Here is a 17343-nt window from a genome sequence, read left to right as displayed (position 1 = left end):
CGTCGGGGCGCGGGGCCTAACCCGGCCCCGCCGTCCTCTCGTAGTGACGGAAGTATTTCTCGGTCACCAGGTCGGTCTTCACCACGATGCAGACATCCGTGGTGTTGAACTGCCGGTCGATCACCGCCCCATCGCCCACGAAGCCGCCGAGCCGCAGATATCCCTTCACCAGCGGCGGCAGGGACGCCAGGGCAGCGCGCATGTTCAGTGCAGAGGGCGGCAGGCGGTCCATCGCCACATAGCGGTCCGGCACCGCCCGCGGCCGCAGCGCCGGCGGCGCCAGGTGGTTGGCGTGCAGGTAGCTGAGCTGGGGCGCCAGCGCCTCCAGGTCGGTGCCGGGCAGGGAGGCACAGCCGAACATCAGGTCGATGCGATGGCGGAAGACGAAGGCGGCGATGCCGCGCCACAGCAATTGCAGCGTGCCGCGGGTGCGATAGGCGCCGGCGACGCAGGACCGGCCAAGCTCCATCACCTCCCCATCGAACGCCAGCAGCGGCGCGATGTCGTACTCTGCCGCGGAATAGAAGCCGCCGATGCGGTCCGCGGCGCGGCGGCGGATCAGCCGGTAGGTGCCGACCACCGCCTCCGGCCCCTGCCCCAGATCGTGGTCCAGCACCAGCAGATGGTCTGCGACCGCGTCGAAGGCATCGCTATCACGCCGCGCCGCGCGGGTCGCGGCATCGGCGTGCGCACCCATCTCCTCATAGAAGACGCGGTAGCGCAGCGCCTGCGCGGCGTCGATCTCCGCCTCCGTCTCCGCCAGGCGCAGGCCGAGATTGCCGGCGCGCAGCTCCTCGAAGCCATCGGCCAGCGGCGCGGCGCGCGGCGGCTCAGTCGGCAACGGGGCGTCTTCCGGCAGGGGACCGTCCACGCTCATCGGGCGAAGACCCGGGATGCCTCAGCCGCGCGGCTTGCCACGGGGGGCGGGCCCGGGCAGGCGCGGTGCCGTCTCGGCGGGCGCGCGGCGGCCGAACAGCTCCAGCCGCTGGCCGACCAGGGTGAAACCAAGCCGGCGGGCGATGGCCTGGGCCAGCTTCTCATGCTCCGGATCCTCGAACTCCATCACGCTGCCGGTGTCGACGTCGATCAGGTGGTGGTGGTGGCCGCGGTCGGTTGGATCGTAGCGGGCGCGCCCGCCGCCGAAGTCGCGGCGTTCGACGATGCCCTTCTCCTCGAGCAGTCGGACCGTGCGGTAGACGGTGGCGACGGAAATGCGGGCATCGAGCGTCACCGCGCGACGGTACAGTTCCTCGACATCCGGGTGGTCCTCCGCCTCGCTGAGCACGCGCGCGATCAGCCGGCGCTGGCCGGTCATCTTCAGCCCGCGCTCGATGCAGAGCCGCTCGATCCGCGAGGGATCTGGGCGGTCCGCCTCAGCGCGTGTCGGGGCGTGGGAACTCTGCATGCGTCGGCGCGGCACCCTCCGGCGATCCGGCCCAATGCGGCCGGCCCGCTATCCATAGCCCCGACCGCGCCGGCCCACCACCCATCTGCGCAGAACGGCCTCGCCAGGCGACCTGGACTTCCCGCGCTGCCGCCGGCATCAGGCTTCCCGCGCTGCCGCCGGCATCAGGCTTCCCGCGCTGCCGCCAGCATCAGGCTTCCCGCGCTGCCGCGCGGGGCCTGCCCACCGGCCGGGCGCGCGGCTTGGTGCCGAGGCCGATCCGCTTGGCCAGCGTGGAACGGTGCTTCGTGTAGTTCGGCGCAACCATGGGATAGTCGGACGGCAGGCCCCACCGCTCCCGGTACTGGTCGGGCGTCAGGTTGAAGGACGTCTTCAGGTGACGCTTCAGCATCTTCAGCTTCTTGCCGTCTTCCAGGCAGATCAGATATTCCGGCGTCACCGACTTCTTCACAGGCACCGCCGGCTGCGGACGCTCCGCCACCTCCACCACCGGCTGGCCCATGCCGGACAAGGTGCGATACACCTCCTGAATCAGGTTCGGCAGATCAGCCACCGCGACCGAATTATTGGAGACGTGCGCCGAAACGATCTCCGCGGTAAGGCCAAGAATGTCTGCATTTGCCGAGGTGTCGGACATCGATCTGCTCTCATTCGCGTCGTTCGGCCTGAATGTGCCGAATACTCCGCGGACAACCGGACGCTATGTCCTGTGCCGTGACGCTTGCCGCCATCATATTGCCTTGAATCGGCGCATTGCAACAACGATTGGCAAAGAAAAGAGGAATCCTGACATGAACTCCTTGCCGACCGAAGAAGAGACCTACGACACCATCCTCGATATCACTACAGAGACTTGTCCGATGACCTTCGTCCGCACCCGGCTGGCGCTGGACCGCATGGCGCCGGGCCAGGTGCTCCGTCTCGCGCTCAAGGGCGACGAGCCGCGCCGCAACGTGCCACGGACGGCCTCGGAGCAAGGCCACGTCGTGCTTTCGGCGACCGAGGCGGCGGATGGCGTACAGATATTACTGATCCGGAAGAAATCCTAGCCGGACAGCGCGCGCCGCAGCACCAGCGCGTCCGATCCATCGGCGTAGTAGCGGGGGCGCCGGCCGACCTCGGTAAATCCGCCCGCTCGATACAGCGCCCGCGCCGCACGGTTTGTCTCCGAAACCTCCAGGAACATCGTGCCCGCGCCGCGCAGCACCGCCGCCGCCATCGCCTCCGCCAGCAGCGCCCCGCCCAGCCCGGCCCGGCGCGCCTCCGGCACCACGGCCAGCGTAAGGATTTCGGCCTCGTCCGCCGCCACCCGTGCCAGCACGAAGCCGGCGTCGCGGCGCAGGATGCCGAAGCAGCCGGGCATCTCCAGCATCAGCGTGATGGCCTGTACCCCCCACGCCTCGCCCGGCGGGAAGGCGCGTGCATGCAGCGCCGCGGCGGCGGCGGCATCCATCACCCGGGCGCCCGCACGGCCGGCGGCTCGACGTACAGCGGCGTCGCATCGCGCGGCGGCACCAAGCCCCGCAGCCGCCGCAGCGCCACCTGCCCGGCCGCTGAGGCCAGCGGCAGCAGGGAATCCGTCAGGATCACATTGGCGCCCCGCCCAAGCAGCAGCGCAGCGGCCGGCCCGGCCGCATCGCCGACCAGCGCCAACGGCCCGTCTGGTTGCGGCAGGTCCTCCAGCGCCATCGGCCGCGGCGGCGCGGAGGCATGCCAGGCGCCGGGGTCCAGGCATTCCAGCACCAGCCGGCCGCGCTTCGTGTCCACCGCGGACCATACGGCGCGGGCCTGGCGCAAATCCGTCGGCAGTGCGGCGGCCAGCGCCTCCGCCGTCGTCACGCCCATCAGGCGGGCGCCGGCGCCCAGCGCGAGGCCCTCCGCCAGGGCGATCGCCGCGCGCAGCCCGGTGAAGCCGCCAGGGCCCACCACCACCGCCACTGCATCCAGCCGACCCAGCCGGGCCAGCATGCGCGCGGCCATCGGCGGCAGCGCGGTGGGCTGCGTTCGCGCGCCCTCCGTCACCTCTTCCGCCAGCAACACGCCATCGGCGAAGACTGCCACGGAACAGCGCGCCAGCGCGCCGTCGAGCACCAGAAGATTCATGCGAAAGCTTGCCCCCGCGCGCGCCGCTTGCTTGGATTGCCGCGCAAAAGGACCCCGCCCATGAACGAAATCAACATCCCGCGCCGGAACAACCTCGACGCGTTCTGGATGCCCTATAGCGACAACAAGTATTTCAAATCCACCCCGCGCATGCTCGCCCGCGCCGAGGGCATGTCCTACTTCACCCAGGATGGGCAGGAGATCCTGGACGGCACCGCGGGCCTGTGGTGCTGCAATGCCGGGCATGGGCGGCGGGAGATCGTCGAGGCGATCCAGAAGCAGGCCGCCATCATGGATTTCGCCCCGACCTTCCAGCTCGGCCACCCCATCGCCTTCGAGGCGGCGGCCCGCGTGGCGGAGATGACGCCGGAGGGCATGGACCGCGTCTTCTTCGTCAATTCCGGGTCGGAAGCCGCGGATACCGCGCTGAAGATCGCCCTCGCCTACCATAAGGCGCGCGGCGAGTCGCAGCGCGTTCGGCTGGTCGGGCGGGAACGCGGCTACCACGGCGTCGGCTTCGGCGGCATGTCGGTGGGCGGCATCGGGCCGAACCGCAAGCAGTTCGGCGCCCAGCTTCCCTATGTCGACCACCTGCCGCACACCCACCTGCCGGCCCAGAACGCCTTCTCGAAGGGCCAGCCGGAACACGGCGCGCACCTGGCCGATACGCTGGAGAACCTGGTCGCGCTGCATGGCGACACCATCGCCGCCGTCATGGTCGAACCCCTGGCGGGCTCCACCGGCGTCCTGGTCCCGCCAAAGGGCTACCTGGAGAAGCTCCGGCAGCTTTGCACCAAGCACGGCATCCTGCTGATCTTCGACGAGGTCATCACCGGCTTTGGCCGCATCGGCGCCAATTTCGGCGCGGAGCGGCTGGGCGTGACGCCGGACATCATGACCATGGCCAAGGGCCTGACCAACGCCGCCGTGCCGATGGGCGCGGTCGCCACCAGCAACGAGGTCTACAACACCATCGTGGACGGCATGCCGGCCGGGATCGAGCTGTTCCACGGCTACACCTATTCCGGCCACCCGCTGGCCTCGGCCGCGGCCATCGCCACGCTGGATCTGCACCGCGCGGAGGACCTGCCGGGCCGGTCGCGCGCCATGGAGCCGTATTTCGAGGACGCCGCGCATGCCATGCGCGACACCCCCGGCGTGATCGACGTGCGCAGCATGGGCCTGGTCGCCGGGGTGGAGCTGGAGCCCCGCGCCGGCAAGCCCGGCGCCCGCGCCATGGAAGTCTTCCGGACGTGCTTCGACCGCGGGGTGCTGGTGCGCGTCACCGGCGACATCGTGGCGCTGTCGCCGCCGCTGATCATCGAGCGGCCGCATGTGGACCGGCTGTTCGGCACGCTGGCGGAGGCGATCGAGGCCGTACCGGCCTGAAGAACGGGTAGCGGGCGGGCGCGATCCCATATATGCGCCCAACCGCTCCCGGAGTTTTTCGTGATGTCCGATGCCGCTGTTTCCCCTGGGCCCGTCCCTGTCACCGTCCTCACCGGCTATCTCGGCGCTGGCAAGACCACGCTGCTGAACCGCATCCTGTCGGAGAACCACGGCAAGAAATTCGCCGTGGTGATCAACGAATTCGGCGAATTGGGCGTCGACAACGACCTCGTGGTGGATGCCGACGAGGAAGTCTTCGAGATGAACAACGGCTGCATCTGCTGCACCGTGCGTGGCGACCTGATCCGCATCATCGGCGGGCTGATGAAGCGCCGTGGCCGCTTCGACGGCATCATCGTGGAAACCACCGGCCTCGCCGACCCCGCTCCCGTCGCGCAGACCTTCTTTGCCGACGAGGATGTGAAGCGCGCCACGAAGCTCGACGCCATCGTCACCGTGGTGGACGCCAAGCACCTGTTCGCCCGCCTCGACGACAGCAAGGAGGCGCAGGAACAGGTCGCCTTCGCCGACATCATCGTGCTGAACAAGATGGACCTGGTGACGGCCGAGGAAGCCGATGCGGTGGAACGCCGCATCCGCGGCATCAACCCCTATGCCGAGATCCGCCGCGCCACGAAATCCGACGTGCCGATCGAGGCGGTGATCGGCCGCGACGCCTTCAGCCTGGAGCGCATCCTGGAACGCGAGCCGGAGTTCCTCTCGGGCGAGGACGACCACACCCACGACGACGCGGTGATGAGCCTGTCCTTTGAGGCGAGCCGTCCGCTCGACCCTGAGAAGTTCAACATGTGGATCAGCGAGCTGCTGCAGAAGAAGGGCCAGGACCTGCTGCGCACCAAGGGCATCCTGGCCTATGCCAATGACGACCGGCGCTTCGCCTTCCAGGCTGTGCACATGATCGCCGATGGCGACTACATCGGGAACTGGAAGGAGGGCGATCCGCGCCGCTCCAAGATCGTCTTCATCGGCCGCGACCTGAACCGCCCGCAACTGCGCCGCGGTTTTGAAGGCTGCCAGGTGCCGGCTTGATGGCAGGAGTTTCGGAAGCGGATTTCCTCCTCGCCGCGCGGGGCGAGGCGCAGGAGCTTGGCGGCTGGGTCGTGGCGGCGATCTTCGATCGCCAGGGCCAGCTCGGCTTCGCGCTTGCCGATGGCACCATCCGCATCGGCGACCGGACGGTGGAGGCGCATGACGGCGCCATCCTGTCGGCCTGCGCCGACGCCAAGGGCGGTTTCCTGACCGGTGGCGACGATGGAAAGGTGCAGCACACCGGCCCGGACGGCACCGTGACCACCTTGCAGAAGTTCGGCAGCAAGTGGGTCGATCACGTCGCCGCCCACGACTCTGGCATCCGCGCCGCCTCGGTCGGCAAGGTCGCGCATGTGCTGGATGCGTCCGGCAAGGTGCTGAAAGCGCTGCCGCATCCCTCCTCCGTCGGCGGGCTGGCTTTCGACACCAAGGGCAAGCGCCTGGCCGCCAGCCACTATGGCGGCGCCTCGCTGTGGTTCGTGGCGGCGAAGGAGGACAAGCCAAAGGTCCTGGAGTGGAAGGGCAGCCACCACGCCATCGCCTTCAGCCCGGACGGGACCCATGTGGTCACCGCCATGCAGGAAACCGCTTTGCACGGCTGGCGGCTGGCCGATGGCCAGCACATGCGGATGTCGGGCTACCCGTCCAAGACGCATTCCATCGCCTTCACCTCCCGCGGCCGGTGGCTCGCCACCAGCGGCGCCGAATCCGTGGTGCTGTGGCCGTTTTTCGGCGGCGGCCCGATGGGCAAGGCGCCGACCGAACTTGCCGGCGGGGACGAGGTGCTGTGCAGCGCGGTGGCCTGCCACCCGCAGCACGAGGTCATCGCCGCCGGCTTCGGCGACGGGCTGGTGCTGATGGCGGAGGTCTCCTCCGGCAAGGTGGTGCCGGTGGCACCGCCGCGCGGCAGCGCCGTCACCAGCCTCGCCTGGAATGCCACCGGCACCCGTCTCGCCTTCGGCACCGAGGGCGGTTTTGCGGGTTCCGTCGACCTGACCAAGCGCTGAGGATCTATGCCCATGATCATGCCGATCATCGAGACGGCCCACCTCCGCATGCCGCGCCTCGGCCTCGGCACCTGGCCGATGACGGGGGCGGCGTGCAGCGCGGCGGTGGAAAGCGCCATCGGGCTCGGCTACCGCCACATCGACACGGCGGAGATGTACGGCAACGAGGACGCCGTCGGCGTCGGCCTTGCCGCATCGGGCCTCCCCCGCGCGGAGATCTTCCTGACCACGAAGATCTGGAACGACAAGCCGGATGGCGCCAGCATCCGCCGCGCCTTCGACGCCAGCCTGAAGCGCCTGGCGACGCCGTATGTCGACCTGCTGCTGATCCATTGGCCGAGCCCGGAACTGAACCTGCCGGACGCGCTGGCCGGCCTCGCCGCGATCCGGGCGGAGGGCACGGCGCGGGCCATCGGCATTTCCAACTTCCCACCGAAATTGCTCGCCCGCGCCATCGCGGAGGGTGTCGGGCTGGCCGCGCTACAGGTCGAGTTCCACGTGATGCTGGACCAGTCCCGGCTGCTGGAGATCTGCCGCGCCAACGACATGGCGCTGACCGCCTATTCGCCGCTCGCCAAGGGCAACGCCTCCTCCGACCCGGTGCTGCAGGGCATCGCCCGCCGGCATGGCGCGACGGCGGCCCAGGTGGCGCTGGCCTGGCTGCTGGCGCAGCCCGGCGTCGCCATGGTGCCGAAGGCTGCCAGCCGGGCGCGGCAGGCGGAGAATCTGGGCGCGCTCGACCTGAAGCTGGATGCGGCCGACCTGGCCGCGATTGCCGGCCTGCCGAAGGACCGCCGCTTCGTGAACCCGGCCATGGCGCCGGATTGGATCGACGGCTGAAGGATTTTTGGCGCGTGGGGCTTGGAACCTTTCGCCGCCCGTCGTTCTAATCAGCCGAGACGACGCAAAGGAATCAGGGCCCATGGCGGAGCCTTCGGAAGACGACCCCGACCTCGGCATCAGCCTGGAGACGGTGGCCACGATCGTGGACCACGCCCGGGCGGTGCAGGGGACCGAGATCCCGGACCTGGATGCCGAGGAAGGCCCAGACGCGGCCGAATCCGCCGAGATCGAGGATGAGTTCGACGAGGATAGCCTGCGCGCCGCCATCCTGGCCCTGAACGAGGATGAGCAGACGGCCCTCATCGCCCTCGCCATGGTCGGCCGGGGCGACTTTACATCCGAGGAATGGGACGATGCGCTGGCCCAGGCGGCGGAGCGCGAAGGCGGCACGGATGCCGCCGAGATCCTGCTGGCGATGGACAATTTCGGCGACCTGCTGGCCGAGGGAGTCGCCGATTTCGGCCTGTCGATCGAGGATGTGGATCGGTAGCTTTTCAAAAGGACTCTCTTCCCCCCCCTTGGGGGAGGGGGCAGGGTGAGCGGCCGTGCAGCCCCGCAAGCCCCCCGAATCCCACCGCCGGCATTCTAGCTGAACAGCATTCCACCTGACCGGCATTCTACCTGACCGGCGGGGCCAGCACCTTCTCCGGGTAGTTGCAGTGGCCGATCGCCGGGCAGCGCCAGCATTCCGGGGCGCGCGCCTTGCAGCAGTAGCGGCCATGCAGGATCAGCCAGTGATGCGCATCCCGCAGCATCTCCGGCGGGCAGCGCTTCACCAGCCCATCCTCCACCTGCCGCGGCGTCTTGCCGGGCGCCAAGCCGGTGCGGTTGCCGAGGCGGAAGATGTGGGTATCCACCGCCATGGTGTCCTGCCCAAAGGCGACGTTCAGCACGACGTTGGCGGTCTTGCGGCCGACGCCGGGCAGCGCTTCCAGCGCCGTACGATCGTTCGGCACCTCCCCGCCATGCCGGTCCAGCAGCAGTTGCGACAGCGCCACCACGTTGCGCGCCTTGCCCTGCCACAGGCCAATGCGCCGGATATGCGCGGCGACTCCCTCCACCCCCAGCGCCACCATGGCGGCCGGAGTGGGGGCGGCCTCGAACAGGGTCGCGGTCGCCTTGTTCACCGCCACATCCGTGGTCTGCGCGGACAGCGCCACCGCCACCAGCAGCGTGTAGGCATCGCGGAAATGCAGTTCCGTCTCCGGCGCCGGGTTCGCCGCGGCCAGGGCGCGCAGGAAAAGCTGCGCCTGCGCCGCGGACATGCGCCGGGCACGGCGCGGTGCGCGGGGCCGGGGCTTTCGAGAGGCGGGAACGGGTGCGGGAGAGGTATTTTCTGGCATGGCGGATCGCCGCTGCTACACCATAGTGAGGAGTGATGTCAGCCGCCGCGGAACCGATCCTGTTCGAAGCCGTCAGCACGCCGTCGCAGAGCCTCTCGGCGCGCGGCATGCGGCTGCTGTGCGTGCTGTCCGCGGCCGGCGCGGCGGTCCCGGGCGGGTTCTTCCTGGTGCTCGGCGCCTGGCCCGTGCTCGGCTTCCTGGGGCTCGAGGTGGTCGGCGTGCTCACCCTGGTCGCGCTGCACCGCCGCTGGAGCGCCGCGGCCTGGGAGGCTGTGCAGCTGACGGAGGGCACACTGCGCGTCACCACCGCCAACGGCCGCGGCGGGCGGCGGGAGACGGTGCTGGAGCCGTACTGGACACGGGTGGTGGTGCAGGAGGTGGCCGGCGGCGTGGCCCGGCTGTTCCTGGTGCAGCGCAGCCGTCAGGTCGAGCTGGGCTGCTTCCTCTCGGATCCTGAGAAACGTGACCTGGGAGAGGCACTCGACGCCGCCCTGCGGCGCTATCGCACGCCGAAATTCGACAACCCGCAGTTGCGCTGAGGGTTAATTCACTCGGACGGCGTGAGGCTCTTGATCAGGTCGAAAACGCGCTTGCGAACCGAGGCATCGGTGATGCGGTAGTAGGCCCGCACCAACTCCAGCGTCTCACGCCGGTGCAGCGTATCGTCCTCGAAGCCTTCCTGCTGTTCCTGGAAGCCACCGAAGCGACGGTTGCCCTGGCTGCCGCCGACCTCGGGCGGCATGTCGTCGAAGAAGAAGCCGATCGGCACATCGAGCACCCGGGAGATGTCGAACAAACGGCTCGCGCCGATGCGGTTCACGCCCCGCTCATACTTCTGAACCTGTTGAAATGTCAGGCCAAGCGCTTCGCCGAGCTTCTCCTGGCTCATGCCGAGCAGGGTGCGCCGCAGCCGCACGCGGCTGCCGACATGCACATCGATCGGGCTGGGGCGGTGCTCTTTTTCCACGCGCTCAACAACGTCTTCGCTCGGGATGGCCAACACGCGCACTCCACTCCAGGAAAGACAAGGCCGCCCGTTCGAAGGGGGCCATCCTGGCCCGGGCGGGGCCGACTAAGGGCAGGAACGCGCTGCGCCGAGGGCCGAGGCAATCCGTATTCGTCCGGTCATCTTTTGTCAACTCTTTTGAGAAATCTCAATAAAGCTGCCTTACCCCCCGCTGTGTCGCGACCTTAAGACGCCTCTTCGCCGCGCGAATCATTTCTCGTAATGGATCCCGCGATCGCAACACCCGAGACCAGAGCGAGCAAAAGAAACGGCATCCACAACCCCAGATAGGCAAACGGTGTCGCGGCTCCCGCCCTCGGGAGCGGGGCCACCACCACCCCGGTTTCCGCCAGGCCCATCCGCGCCACGGTTCGGCCGCGGCTGTCGAACACGGCGGAAATGCCGGTCTGCGCCGCCCGGACCAGCGGCAGGCCTTCCTCCACCGCGCGCAGCCGGGCGCTGGCCAGGTGCTGGTGCGGCCCGGCAGAGACGCCGAACCAGGCATCGTTGGTGATGTTCAGCAGGAATCCGGGTCGGTCCGCCGGAGTCACTGCGCCGGGGAAGATCACCTCGTAGCAGATCAGTCCGCCGAAGGCCGGCAGGCCGGGCAGCCGGATGCTGCGCAGACCGGGACCCGCCGAGAAATCCAGCGCCGAGATCACCAGCCGGATCGGCAGCAGGCCGCGCAGCGGCGTGTATTCGCCGAACGGCACCAGATGAACCTTGTCATAGGCATCCAGCACGGTGCCCTGGGCGTCCAGCGCCACCAGGCTGTTCCAGACCCGCGAGGCGCGTCCATCGGCGCCGAATTCGGCGCGCACGCTGCCGGCCAGCAGCAGCGCATCCGGTGGCAGCGGAGCGGTGGCCATCTCGGCCGCGCGCGGGTCGCTGGCCAGCAGGAAGGGGCTGGCGGTTTCCGGCCAGACCACGATGATCCGGGCCTCCGGCGCCTCCTGCCGCGCGGTGCGCACGCCACCGGCGGACAGGTCGATGTAGCGCTGGAAGATCGGGATGCGGGACTCCTCCCGCCACTTCGCCTCCTGGGCCACGTTGCCCTGTACCAGCACCAGGGCGACATCTTCCGGCTCCGGCTCCGCCGGCCACAGCCGCGCCAGCCCGATCCCGGCGAAGACCAGCAGCGCCACAGCCATGCCGGCCCAGCCGCGCCGCCCGGCCAGCGGCGCCAACGCCAGCAGCACGGTGGCCAGCGAAAGCCCATGCACGCCGATCCACGCGGCGGCCTGGACCGGCAGGCTGGCGAAGGCCCAGACGGTGCCGAGCAGGTTCCAGGGAAAGCCGGTGAAGACCACACCGCGCAGCATCTCGGCCGCCAGCCAGGCGCCGGCGAAGGCCAGCCCTTGCGGCCAGCCGGGCCGCGCCAGGCGGGCAGCCAGCGCCGGCAGGATGGTGAAGGCGCCCAGCGGCAGGGCCAGCGCCGGCACCGCAATCGGCACCAGCCACCAGAAGCGCTCGACCTCGGTCAGGATGGCGTTGGTCAGCCAGTGCAGGCCGGCGACATGGAAGCCCCAGCCCCAGGCGAGGCCGATCCAGGCCGCGCGCCCGCGACTCGGCGCGCTCGTGACCATGATGAACAGACCCGGCAGCGACAGCAGCAGCACCGGCAGAAGATGCACCGGCGGCAGCGCCAGGGCTGCGATGGCGCCAAGCCCGAAGGCGGTGGCCAGCGCGCGCCAGAAGCCGCGGCCTTCCAGCCGCCGCACCAGCGCCATGCGCCAGCGCCCCGGCGCCACCAGCCCGCGCATCACGCCGGCGCGCGGGGGGCGCGCCGGATCCTTCAGGTCGCGCGTCTTCAGGCGGTACCGACCTGGGGCGTCGCGGCCTGCACGCCCGGGCCACGGCGGCTCTGCCAGAGGGCGACAAAATCGATCGGCGCCAGCATTACCGGCGGGAAGCCGCCGTCACGGGTGATGTCGGCCAGGATGTTGCGGGCGAAGGGGAACAGCAGGCGCGGGCATTCCACCAGCAGCACCGCTTCCAGGTGCTGCTGTTCCACGTTGATGGTGAAGACGCCGCAATAGACCAGCTCGGCGATGAAGCAGGGGGTGTCGTTCACCTTGGCGTCGGCGCGGATCTGCAGCGAGACCTCGAACACGTTCTGGCCCTGCTCGATCGGGCGCGCCTGCACGTCCAATGCCAGGTCGACGCGCGGCTGCTCGCGCAGCGTCACGTAGATCTCGGGGGCACCTGGAACCTCGAAGGACAGGTCCTTGGTGTACTGGATGTTCAATTGCAGCGGCGGCGCCGGCTGGCCCGCCTGGGCACCATTCGGGATGGGCGAGCCAGGGGGATTGGTGTTGGCGTTCGCGTCGGACATGGGGCGTTCCAGCTCATCGGGACTTCGGCAGGCGCCCGGCTACCACGCGCCACGGCGCGCGGCCAGTCGTCGCACTGGCGCGGCGCCCGGCCTCAGCGGGGTGCCATCCCGATCGGCGCCACCTCCTCCGTCACCCCCGCCAGCACCTCCGCCACATGGCGGACCTGCACCGGGGAGCCTTCGCGGGCCAGCTTTCCGGCCATGTTCAGCAGGCAGCCGAGGTCGCCGGCCAGCAGCGTGTCGGCGCCCGTGGCCGTGATGTCCTTGGTCTTGTCCTCGACCATGCGGGTGGAGATCTCGGGGTACTTCACGCAGAAGGTACCGCCGAAGCCGCAGCACAGCTCGCTGTCGCCCATCTCGCGCAGCGCCAGCCCGGCGACGCTGCCGAGCAGCCGGCGCGGCTGCGCCTTCACCTTCAGCTCCCGCAGGCCGGAGCAGCTGTCGTGGTAGGTCACCACGCCGTCATACTGGGCGGCCACGCCCTGCATGCCGCGCACATCGGCCAGGAAGGAGACCAGTTCATGGGTCTTGGCGGCCAGCGCCTCGGCCTTGCCGCGGTAATGCGGATCGTCGGCGAACAGGGCCGGGAAGTGGTGGCTGATCATCCCGGCGCAGGACCCGGAAGGCGCCACGGTGTAGTCATAGGGCAGGAAGTCGTCGACGATGGCCCGCGCCAGTTCGGTCGCGGTGGCGCGGTCGCCGGAATTGTAGGCCGGCTGGCCGCAGCAGGTCTGCCGGTCCGGCACCACCACCTCGCACCCCGCCGCCTCCAGCAGCTTGATCGCGGCGAAGCCGACCGTGGGCCGGTAGAGGTCCACCAGGCAGGTGACGAACAGCGCGACGCGCGGGCGGGTCTGGGACATCCTTGACTGTCTACTGCAAGGCCACGGGCGCGGCGAGGGTGGGCCAGAGGGGGTCCTTCAGCTTCTTTGCGACAAAAGCTTCGTGCGCCGCGATCTCGGCCGCGCTGGGGATGATCGGGCGCGGCGTGCGCACCACGGGAGCCACCACCACGTCACCCACCAGCACCGGCCGGGCCGGCCGCGCCGCCAGCTCGAAGCCCGGCTGCTTGCCGCCCATCAACTCGAGGTAGACCTCGGCCAGCAGCTTCACGTCGAGCAGGGCGTTGTGGCTGGTCCGCATGGAATTATCGACGCCGAGCCGCCGGCACAGCGAATCCAGGCTGTTCGGAAGCCCAGGGTAGCGCCGCTTGGCAATTGCCAGGCTATCCACCATCCGGGCCCGGTCCAGCCGCTTATGGCCGGCGCGCACCAGCTCCGCATCCAGGAAGCCGAAGTCGAAGGGCGCGTTGTGGGCGATGATCTCGGCGTCGCCGAGGAAATCCAGCATCGGCCCGGCGATGTCGCGGAACAGCGGCTTGCCGCGCAGCATCTCCGCCGTCATGCCGTGGATGCGCGTCGCGTCCTCCGGGATGTCGCGCTCCGGGTCCACCAGCTGGTGGAAGGTCGCGCCGGTCGGCATGAAGTTGAAGATCTCGATGGCCGCGACCTCGATGACCCGGTCGCCGGAGGCGGGGTCGAGGCCAGTCGTTTCGGTGTCCAGCACGATCTGCCGCATGGTCTAGACCATCTCCCGCACCAGCCGTCGGATCCGGCGCTGCGCATGATGCCGCGACAGGCCGGTTGGCACCACGATATCGGCCCGGCGACGCTTTTCCGCATCGGGCAGCTGCCGGGCCAGGATGGCGGCCATGCGGTCCGGCGTCATCCCGCCGCGGCAGAGCACGCGCGCGCGCTGCACCCTGGCGGGGGCGGAGACCACCAGCACCAGGTCCACCCGGTCCTCGCCCGCCGTTTCCAGCAGCAGCGGAATGTCGAGCACCGCCAGCCGCTCCCCCCGCCGGCGGCAGGCCTTCAGGAAGGCTTCCTCGGCGCGGCGGACCAGCGGGTGGACGATCCGCTCCAGCCGCCGCAGTGCCGCCGGGTCACCCAGCACCCGGCTGCGCAGCGCCTCCCGGTCCACGCGGCCCGCGCGCGTGGTGCCGGGGAAGGCGGCCTCGATCGGCGCCACCGCCGCGCCGCCGCGCCCCTGCAGGGCATGCACGGCGGCGTCCGCGTCGAACACCGGCACGCGCAGGCGGCGGAAGGTGTTGGCGGCCGTGGACTTGCCCATGCCGATGCTGCCGGTCAGGCCGATGATCCTCATCGGGGCATAAGGTCATGCGCCACGAAGGCGCGCAGTTCCGCATCCACCCGGGGCGCCACGCCGAACCATTCGGTGAAGCCGGGCCGCGCCTGGTGCAGCAGCATGCCGAGGCCATCCACCGCCCTCAGCCCAAGCGCGCGGGCCTGCGCCAGCAGCGGGGTTTCCAGCGGCACATAGACCATGTCCGCGACCACGGCACCGGGTGCCAGCGGCGCCAGGTCGATCTCCAGCGGCGGCTCCCCCTGCATGCCCATGGAGGTGCCGTTCACCAGCAGCGCCGCATCCCGCAGCAGCGGCTGGTCGCTGACCGCCACCGGCCCGCCGAGATCCCGCGCCAGCGCCTCCGCCCGCGCCACCGTCCGGTTCACCAGCACCAGTTTCGGGCAGCCGGCATCGAGCAGCGCCGCGGCGACGGACCGCACCGCCCCGCCCGCGCCGAGAATCACCGCCGGCCCGTCCGAGGCCTGCCAGCCCGGCGCCTGTTCGCGGATGGATTCCAGGAATCCGTAGCCATCCGTGCTGGTGCCCTCGATCCGGCCATCGGGGCGAAAGAACAGCGTGTTCACCGATCCGGCCCGCCGGCCCACGGCATCCACCGCGTCGCACAGCGCATAGGCCGCTTCCTTGTGCGGGATCGTCACATTGGCCCCGGCAAACCCAAGTCGGGGCAGCGCGCGCACCGATTCAACAAAGTGTTCCGGCCGCACCGGAAGCGGCAGGTAGGCGCCGTCTATGCCGTGCCGGTCCAGCCAGAAGCCGTGCAGCCGGGGGGATCGCGAATGCGCCACCGGCCAGCCGAGCACCCCGGCCTTCAACGCTTTGCCGCTCAATATCTGCATCGGGCGAAGTGACTCCGGCCGCGGGCCGCCGTCAACGCCCCCCTTCCAAGCTGACGCGGGCAATGCGACAGGAGGGGCAATCAGGAGAACCCGCCCATGGTGCGCAGCCTCAAGGTCGCGGTCCAGATGGACCCGATCGCCTCGGTCAACATCGACGCCGACAGCACCTTCGCCATGATGCTGGAGGCGCAGTCGCGCGGCCACGCCCTATGGCACTACCACGTCCGCGACCTGGCCCTGCTTGGCGGCCGGGTGCTGGCGCAGGCGGAGACGGTGGAGGTGCGGCGGGAGAAGGGCCGCCACTTCACCCTCGGCCCGAAGCAGGAGATCGACCTGGGCGGGGTGGACGTGGTGCTGATGCGCCAGGACCCGCCCTTCGACATGGCCTACATCACGGCGACGCACATCCTGGAACATATCCACCCGAAGACCCTGGTGGTGAACGACCCGGCCAGCGTCCGCAACGCGCCGGAGAAGCTCTACGTCACCCACTTCCCCGACCTGATGCCGGAAACGCTGGTCACCGCCGATGTCGGGCAGATCCGGAAGTTCCGCCAGAAGCACGGCGACATCATCATCAAGCCGCTGTTCGGCAATGGCGGCGCCGGCGTGTTCCACCTGCGCCCGGAAGACCCGAACATGAATGCGCTGGTGGAGATGTTCACGGAGCGATCGCGGGAGCCGCTGGTGATCCAGAAATACGTCTCCGCGGTGCGGGAGGGTGACAAGCGCATCATCCTGGTGGACGGCGTTGCCATGGGCGCCATCAACCGCGTGCCGGCGGCCGGCGAGGCGCGCAGCAACATGCATGTCGGCGGCACGCCCATGCAGACGACGCTGACCGACCGGGAGCGCGAGATCTGCGCCGTGATCGGACCGGAGTTGAAGGCGCGCGGCATGATCTTCGTCGGCATCGACGTCATCGGTGGCTACCTGACCGAGATCAACGTGACCTCCCCCACCGGCTTGCAGGAGATCGCCCGCTTCGACGGCATCCACCTGGAACGCGCCCTGTGGGACGCCATCGAAGCCAAGGTCCAGGCCTGAAATCGGGCGAAACCGCTGTGAGGCGGAACCGACCGTAGCCTCCCTGCCGGGAGGATACGGAGATGGGCGACTACAGGACGGATTTCGACGCGCGGATCGGCGGGCTGGGGCTGAAGTATTTCAGCCCCGGCGAATTGCTGGCGCGGACCTCGGCCAAGAACAAGTTCGGCACGGCGAACAGCAAGCCGCCGGAGCGGCTGTGGGACAACATCATCCCCACCATCCTGGTGCTGGATGCGTTGCGGGAACATCTCGGCAAATCGATCAGCCTGGTCAGCATCTACCGCAGCGAGGCCTACAACCAGGCATCGAGCGACAAATCCACCGGCTACACCGGCCGCGCCAAGACCAGCCAGCACATGGCCTTCAGCGCCATCGACTTCAAAGTCGCCGGCATGCCCTGCACCGATATCGAGAAGATCCTGATGGAATGGAGCAACAGCGGGAGGATGTTCCACTCCCCGGTGATGTTCGAAAGGAAGGCCGAGAAGGTGAAGGCCGGCACCATCCCGTTCGGAGAACTGCCCCGCACCTGGCGGGTCTGGCCGCTCGGCGTGTGGTTCGCCTTCAAGGGCTACATCCACGCTTATCCAAGCGAAAATTTCTGCCACATCGACACACGCGGGCAGACCAGCAAGATGTCCGAATGACTGCTGGCCTGCCCCAGGGCGTGCCACTTACCAATTCCGGTGATCGTGGCCGATCACCGCTGCGATCGCCGGCGCCGGCAACCGCCGGCTTGGCTGCGCGCCCCTTGGCGCGGCGGCCATCCGACCGCTCGCCCGCCTTCGGCGGGCGCAGGTTCCAATC

22 protein-coding genes are annotated in these 17343 nt (G+C 69.4%); 9 read left to right on the top strand and 13 right to left on the bottom strand.

Translation table 11 applies throughout. From position 1 onward, the window contains the following. Positions 1–16 precede the first annotated feature (16 nt). The 3 genes from ACLF3G_RS07320 to ACLF3G_RS07310 form a co-directional block, all read right to left on the bottom strand. Positions 17–877, bottom strand: coding sequence for a GNAT family N-acetyltransferase (locus ACLF3G_RS07320; RefSeq protein ID WP_430668687.1), 861 nt, complete (start codon positions 875–877; stop codon positions 17–19). 21 nt (positions 878–898) lie between these two features. Then, complete coding sequence (locus tag ACLF3G_RS07315) at positions 899–1405, bottom strand: Fur family transcriptional regulator (RefSeq protein WP_430668686.1); 507 nt, start codon at positions 1403–1405, stop codon at positions 899–901. Positions 1406–1595: 190 nt separating this feature from the next. After that, positions 1596–2042 carry a MucR family transcriptional regulator gene (locus ACLF3G_RS07310; protein ID WP_430668685.1) on the bottom strand — a complete coding sequence of 149 codons (447 nt, stop codon included), beginning with the start codon at positions 2040–2042 and terminating at the stop codon, positions 1596–1598. A 154-nt stretch (positions 2043–2196) separates the two neighbouring features. On the opposite strand from ACLF3G_RS07310, the gene ACLF3G_RS07305 reads away from it, so the two are divergent. Then, positions 2197–2454 (top strand): sulfurtransferase TusA family protein, encoded by a 258-nt coding sequence (locus ACLF3G_RS07305; RefSeq protein ID WP_430668768.1) that lies wholly within the window; start codon positions 2197–2199, stop codon positions 2452–2454. On the opposite strand, the gene ACLF3G_RS07300 is transcribed toward ACLF3G_RS07305, so the two are convergent. Both ACLF3G_RS07300 and tsaB read right to left on the bottom strand, forming a co-directional pair. Then, entirely contained in the window at positions 2451–2858 is a 408-nt protein-coding gene (locus ACLF3G_RS07300) for a GNAT family N-acetyltransferase (RefSeq protein WP_430668684.1), read from the bottom strand. The genes ACLF3G_RS07305 and ACLF3G_RS07300 overlap by 4 nt on opposite strands. Then, positions 2858–3508, bottom strand: a complete 651-nt coding sequence (gene tsaB / locus ACLF3G_RS07295) for a tRNA (adenosine(37)-N6)-threonylcarbamoyltransferase complex dimerization subunit type 1 TsaB (protein WP_430668683.1) — start codon at positions 3506–3508, stop codon at positions 2858–2860. The genes ACLF3G_RS07300 and tsaB overlap by 1 nt, the downstream gene beginning before the upstream one ends. Positions 3509–3568: 60 nt before the next feature. Between tsaB and ACLF3G_RS07290 the strand changes: the two genes are divergently transcribed. The 5 genes from ACLF3G_RS07290 to ACLF3G_RS07270 all read left to right on the top strand — a co-directional run bounded on the left by ACLF3G_RS07290 (position 3569) and on the right by ACLF3G_RS07270 (position 8287). Next, complete coding sequence (locus tag ACLF3G_RS07290) at positions 3569–4897, top strand: aspartate aminotransferase family protein (RefSeq protein WP_430668682.1); 1329 nt, start codon at positions 3569–3571, stop codon at positions 4895–4897. A 63-nt stretch (positions 4898–4960) separates the two neighbouring features. After that, a complete protein-coding gene (locus ACLF3G_RS07285) occupies positions 4961–5947 on the top strand; it encodes a CobW family GTP-binding protein (protein WP_430668681.1) in 987 nt (328 codons plus the stop codon). Beyond that, a complete protein-coding gene (locus ACLF3G_RS07280; protein WP_430668680.1) occupies positions 5947–6954 on the top strand; it encodes a WD40 repeat domain-containing protein in 1008 nt (335 codons plus the stop codon). Before ACLF3G_RS07285 ends, ACLF3G_RS07280 begins: the two co-directional genes overlap by 1 nt. A gap of 12 nt (positions 6955–6966) precedes the next feature. After that, a complete protein-coding gene (locus tag ACLF3G_RS07275; RefSeq protein WP_430668679.1) occupies positions 6967–7794 on the top strand; it encodes an aldo/keto reductase in 828 nt (275 codons plus the stop codon). An 82-nt stretch (positions 7795–7876) separates the two neighbouring features. Continuing rightward, a complete protein-coding gene (locus ACLF3G_RS07270) occupies positions 7877–8287 on the top strand; it encodes a DUF3775 domain-containing protein (RefSeq protein WP_430668678.1) in 411 nt (136 codons plus the stop codon). A 127-nt stretch (positions 8288–8414) separates the two neighbouring features. Here ACLF3G_RS07270 and nth read toward each other — a convergent pair whose 3' ends face one another. Next, entirely contained in the window at positions 8415–9062 is a 648-nt protein-coding gene (gene nth, locus ACLF3G_RS07265; RefSeq protein WP_430668677.1) for an endonuclease III, read from the bottom strand. 113 nt (positions 9063–9175) lie between these two features. On the opposite strand from nth, the gene ACLF3G_RS07260 reads away from it, so the two are divergent. Further along, the gene (locus ACLF3G_RS07260) at positions 9176–9679 is read left to right on the top strand and encodes a DUF2244 domain-containing protein (protein ID WP_430668676.1); all 504 of its coding nucleotides are present in this window, start codon (positions 9176–9178) and stop codon (positions 9677–9679) included. Between the two features lie 8 nt (positions 9680–9687). On the opposite strand, the gene ACLF3G_RS07255 is transcribed toward ACLF3G_RS07260, so the two are convergent. From ACLF3G_RS07255 to ACLF3G_RS07225, 7 genes are all read right to left on the bottom strand, one after another. Then, entirely contained in the window at positions 9688–10134 is a 447-nt protein-coding gene (locus ACLF3G_RS07255; RefSeq protein ID WP_430668767.1) for a helix-turn-helix domain-containing protein, read from the bottom strand. Positions 10135–10331: 197 nt separating this feature from the next. After that, entirely contained in the window at positions 10332–11909 is a 1578-nt protein-coding gene (gene lnt / locus ACLF3G_RS07250; protein WP_430668675.1) for an apolipoprotein N-acyltransferase, read from the bottom strand. 47 nt (positions 11910–11956) lie between these two features. Continuing rightward, on the bottom strand, positions 11957–12481 hold the full coding sequence (secB, locus tag ACLF3G_RS07245) for a protein-export chaperone SecB (protein WP_430668674.1): 525 nt from the start codon (positions 12479–12481) through the stop codon (positions 11957–11959). Positions 12482–12573: 92 nt separating this feature from the next. After that, positions 12574–13344: a (Fe-S)-binding protein gene (locus ACLF3G_RS07240; protein ID WP_430668673.1), complete on the bottom strand. Its 771-nt coding sequence runs from the start codon at positions 13342–13344 to the stop codon at positions 12574–12576. A 10-nt stretch (positions 13345–13354) separates the two neighbouring features. Beyond that, positions 13355–14059 (bottom strand): DNA polymerase III subunit epsilon, encoded by a 705-nt coding sequence (dnaQ, locus tag ACLF3G_RS07235; protein WP_430668672.1) that lies wholly within the window; start codon positions 14057–14059, stop codon positions 13355–13357. A 3-nt stretch (positions 14060–14062) separates the two neighbouring features. Further along, on the bottom strand, positions 14063–14647 hold the full coding sequence (gene coaE, locus ACLF3G_RS07230) for a dephospho-CoA kinase (RefSeq protein ID WP_430668671.1): 585 nt from the start codon (positions 14645–14647) through the stop codon (positions 14063–14065). After that, entirely contained in the window at positions 14644–15486 is an 843-nt protein-coding gene (locus ACLF3G_RS07225) for a shikimate dehydrogenase (protein ID WP_430668670.1), read from the bottom strand. The genes coaE and ACLF3G_RS07225 overlap by 4 nt, the downstream gene beginning before the upstream one ends. 96 nt (positions 15487–15582) lie before the next feature. Here ACLF3G_RS07225 and gshB point away from each other — a divergent pair, with 96 nt between their 5' ends. Then, on the top strand, positions 15583–16533 hold the full coding sequence (gene gshB / locus ACLF3G_RS07220) for a glutathione synthase (RefSeq protein ID WP_430668669.1): 951 nt from the start codon (positions 15583–15585) through the stop codon (positions 16531–16533). A 62-nt stretch (positions 16534–16595) separates the two neighbouring features. Continuing rightward, positions 16596–17183: a D-Ala-D-Ala carboxypeptidase family metallohydrolase gene (locus tag ACLF3G_RS07215; RefSeq protein WP_430668668.1), complete on the top strand. Its 588-nt coding sequence runs from the start codon at positions 16596–16598 to the stop codon at positions 17181–17183. Positions 17184–17343: the final 160 nt, after the last annotated feature.

The sequence above is a fragment of the Falsiroseomonas sp. HC035 genome, assembly GCF_050563525.1.
Lineage (GTDB): Bacteria > Pseudomonadota > Alphaproteobacteria > Acetobacterales > Acetobacteraceae > Falsiroseomonas.
Note: the sequence above shows the minus strand (reverse complement) of the source record. Positions and strands in the feature narration are given on the sequence as shown.

Coding starts and splice junctions, on each gene's coding strand:
- ACLF3G_RS07320 (WP_430668687.1), bottom strand. CDS start 877: ATGAGCGTGGACGGTCCCCTGCCGGAAGACGCCCCGTTGCCGACTGAG.
- ACLF3G_RS07315 (WP_430668686.1), bottom strand. CDS start 1,405: ATGCAGAGTTCCCACGCCCCGACACGCGCTGAGGCGGACCGCCCAGAT.
- ACLF3G_RS07310 (WP_430668685.1), bottom strand. CDS start 2,042: ATGTCCGACACCTCGGCAAATGCAGACATTCTTGGCCTTACCGCGGAG.
- ACLF3G_RS07305 (WP_430668768.1), top strand. CDS start 2,197: ATGAACTCCTTGCCGACCGAAGAAGAGACCTACGACACCATCCTCGAT.
- ACLF3G_RS07300 (WP_430668684.1), bottom strand. CDS start 2,858: ATGGATGCCGCCGCCGCCGCGGCGCTGCATGCACGCGCCTTCCCGCCG.
- tsaB (WP_430668683.1), bottom strand. CDS start 3,508: ATGAATCTTCTGGTGCTCGACGGCGCGCTGGCGCGCTGTTCCGTGGCA.
- ACLF3G_RS07290 (WP_430668682.1), top strand. CDS start 3,569: ATGAACGAAATCAACATCCCGCGCCGGAACAACCTCGACGCGTTCTGG.
- ACLF3G_RS07285 (WP_430668681.1), top strand. CDS start 4,961: ATGTCCGATGCCGCTGTTTCCCCTGGGCCCGTCCCTGTCACCGTCCTC.
- ACLF3G_RS07280 (WP_430668680.1), top strand. CDS start 5,947: ATGGCAGGAGTTTCGGAAGCGGATTTCCTCCTCGCCGCGCGGGGCGAG.
- ACLF3G_RS07275 (WP_430668679.1), top strand. CDS start 6,967: ATGATCATGCCGATCATCGAGACGGCCCACCTCCGCATGCCGCGCCTC.
- ACLF3G_RS07270 (WP_430668678.1), top strand. CDS start 7,877: ATGGCGGAGCCTTCGGAAGACGACCCCGACCTCGGCATCAGCCTGGAG.
- nth (WP_430668677.1), bottom strand. CDS start 9,062: ATGTCCGCGGCGCAGGCGCAGCTTTTCCTGCGCGCCCTGGCCGCGGCG.
- ACLF3G_RS07260 (WP_430668676.1), top strand. CDS start 9,176: ATGTCAGCCGCCGCGGAACCGATCCTGTTCGAAGCCGTCAGCACGCCG.
- lnt (WP_430668675.1), bottom strand. CDS start 11,909: ATGCGCGGGCTGGTGGCGCCGGGGCGCTGGCGCATGGCGCTGGTGCGG.
- secB (WP_430668674.1), bottom strand. CDS start 12,481: ATGTCCGACGCGAACGCCAACACCAATCCCCCTGGCTCGCCCATCCCG.
- ACLF3G_RS07240 (WP_430668673.1), bottom strand. CDS start 13,344: ATGTCCCAGACCCGCCCGCGCGTCGCGCTGTTCGTCACCTGCCTGGTG.
- dnaQ (WP_430668672.1), bottom strand. CDS start 14,059: ATGCGGCAGATCGTGCTGGACACCGAAACGACTGGCCTCGACCCCGCC.
- coaE (WP_430668671.1), bottom strand. CDS start 14,647: ATGAGGATCATCGGCCTGACCGGCAGCATCGGCATGGGCAAGTCCACG.
- ACLF3G_RS07225 (WP_430668670.1), bottom strand. CDS start 15,486: ATGCAGATATTGAGCGGCAAAGCGTTGAAGGCCGGGGTGCTCGGCTGG.
- gshB (WP_430668669.1), top strand. CDS start 15,583: ATGGTGCGCAGCCTCAAGGTCGCGGTCCAGATGGACCCGATCGCCTCG.
- ACLF3G_RS07215 (WP_430668668.1), top strand. CDS start 16,596: ATGGGCGACTACAGGACGGATTTCGACGCGCGGATCGGCGGGCTGGGG.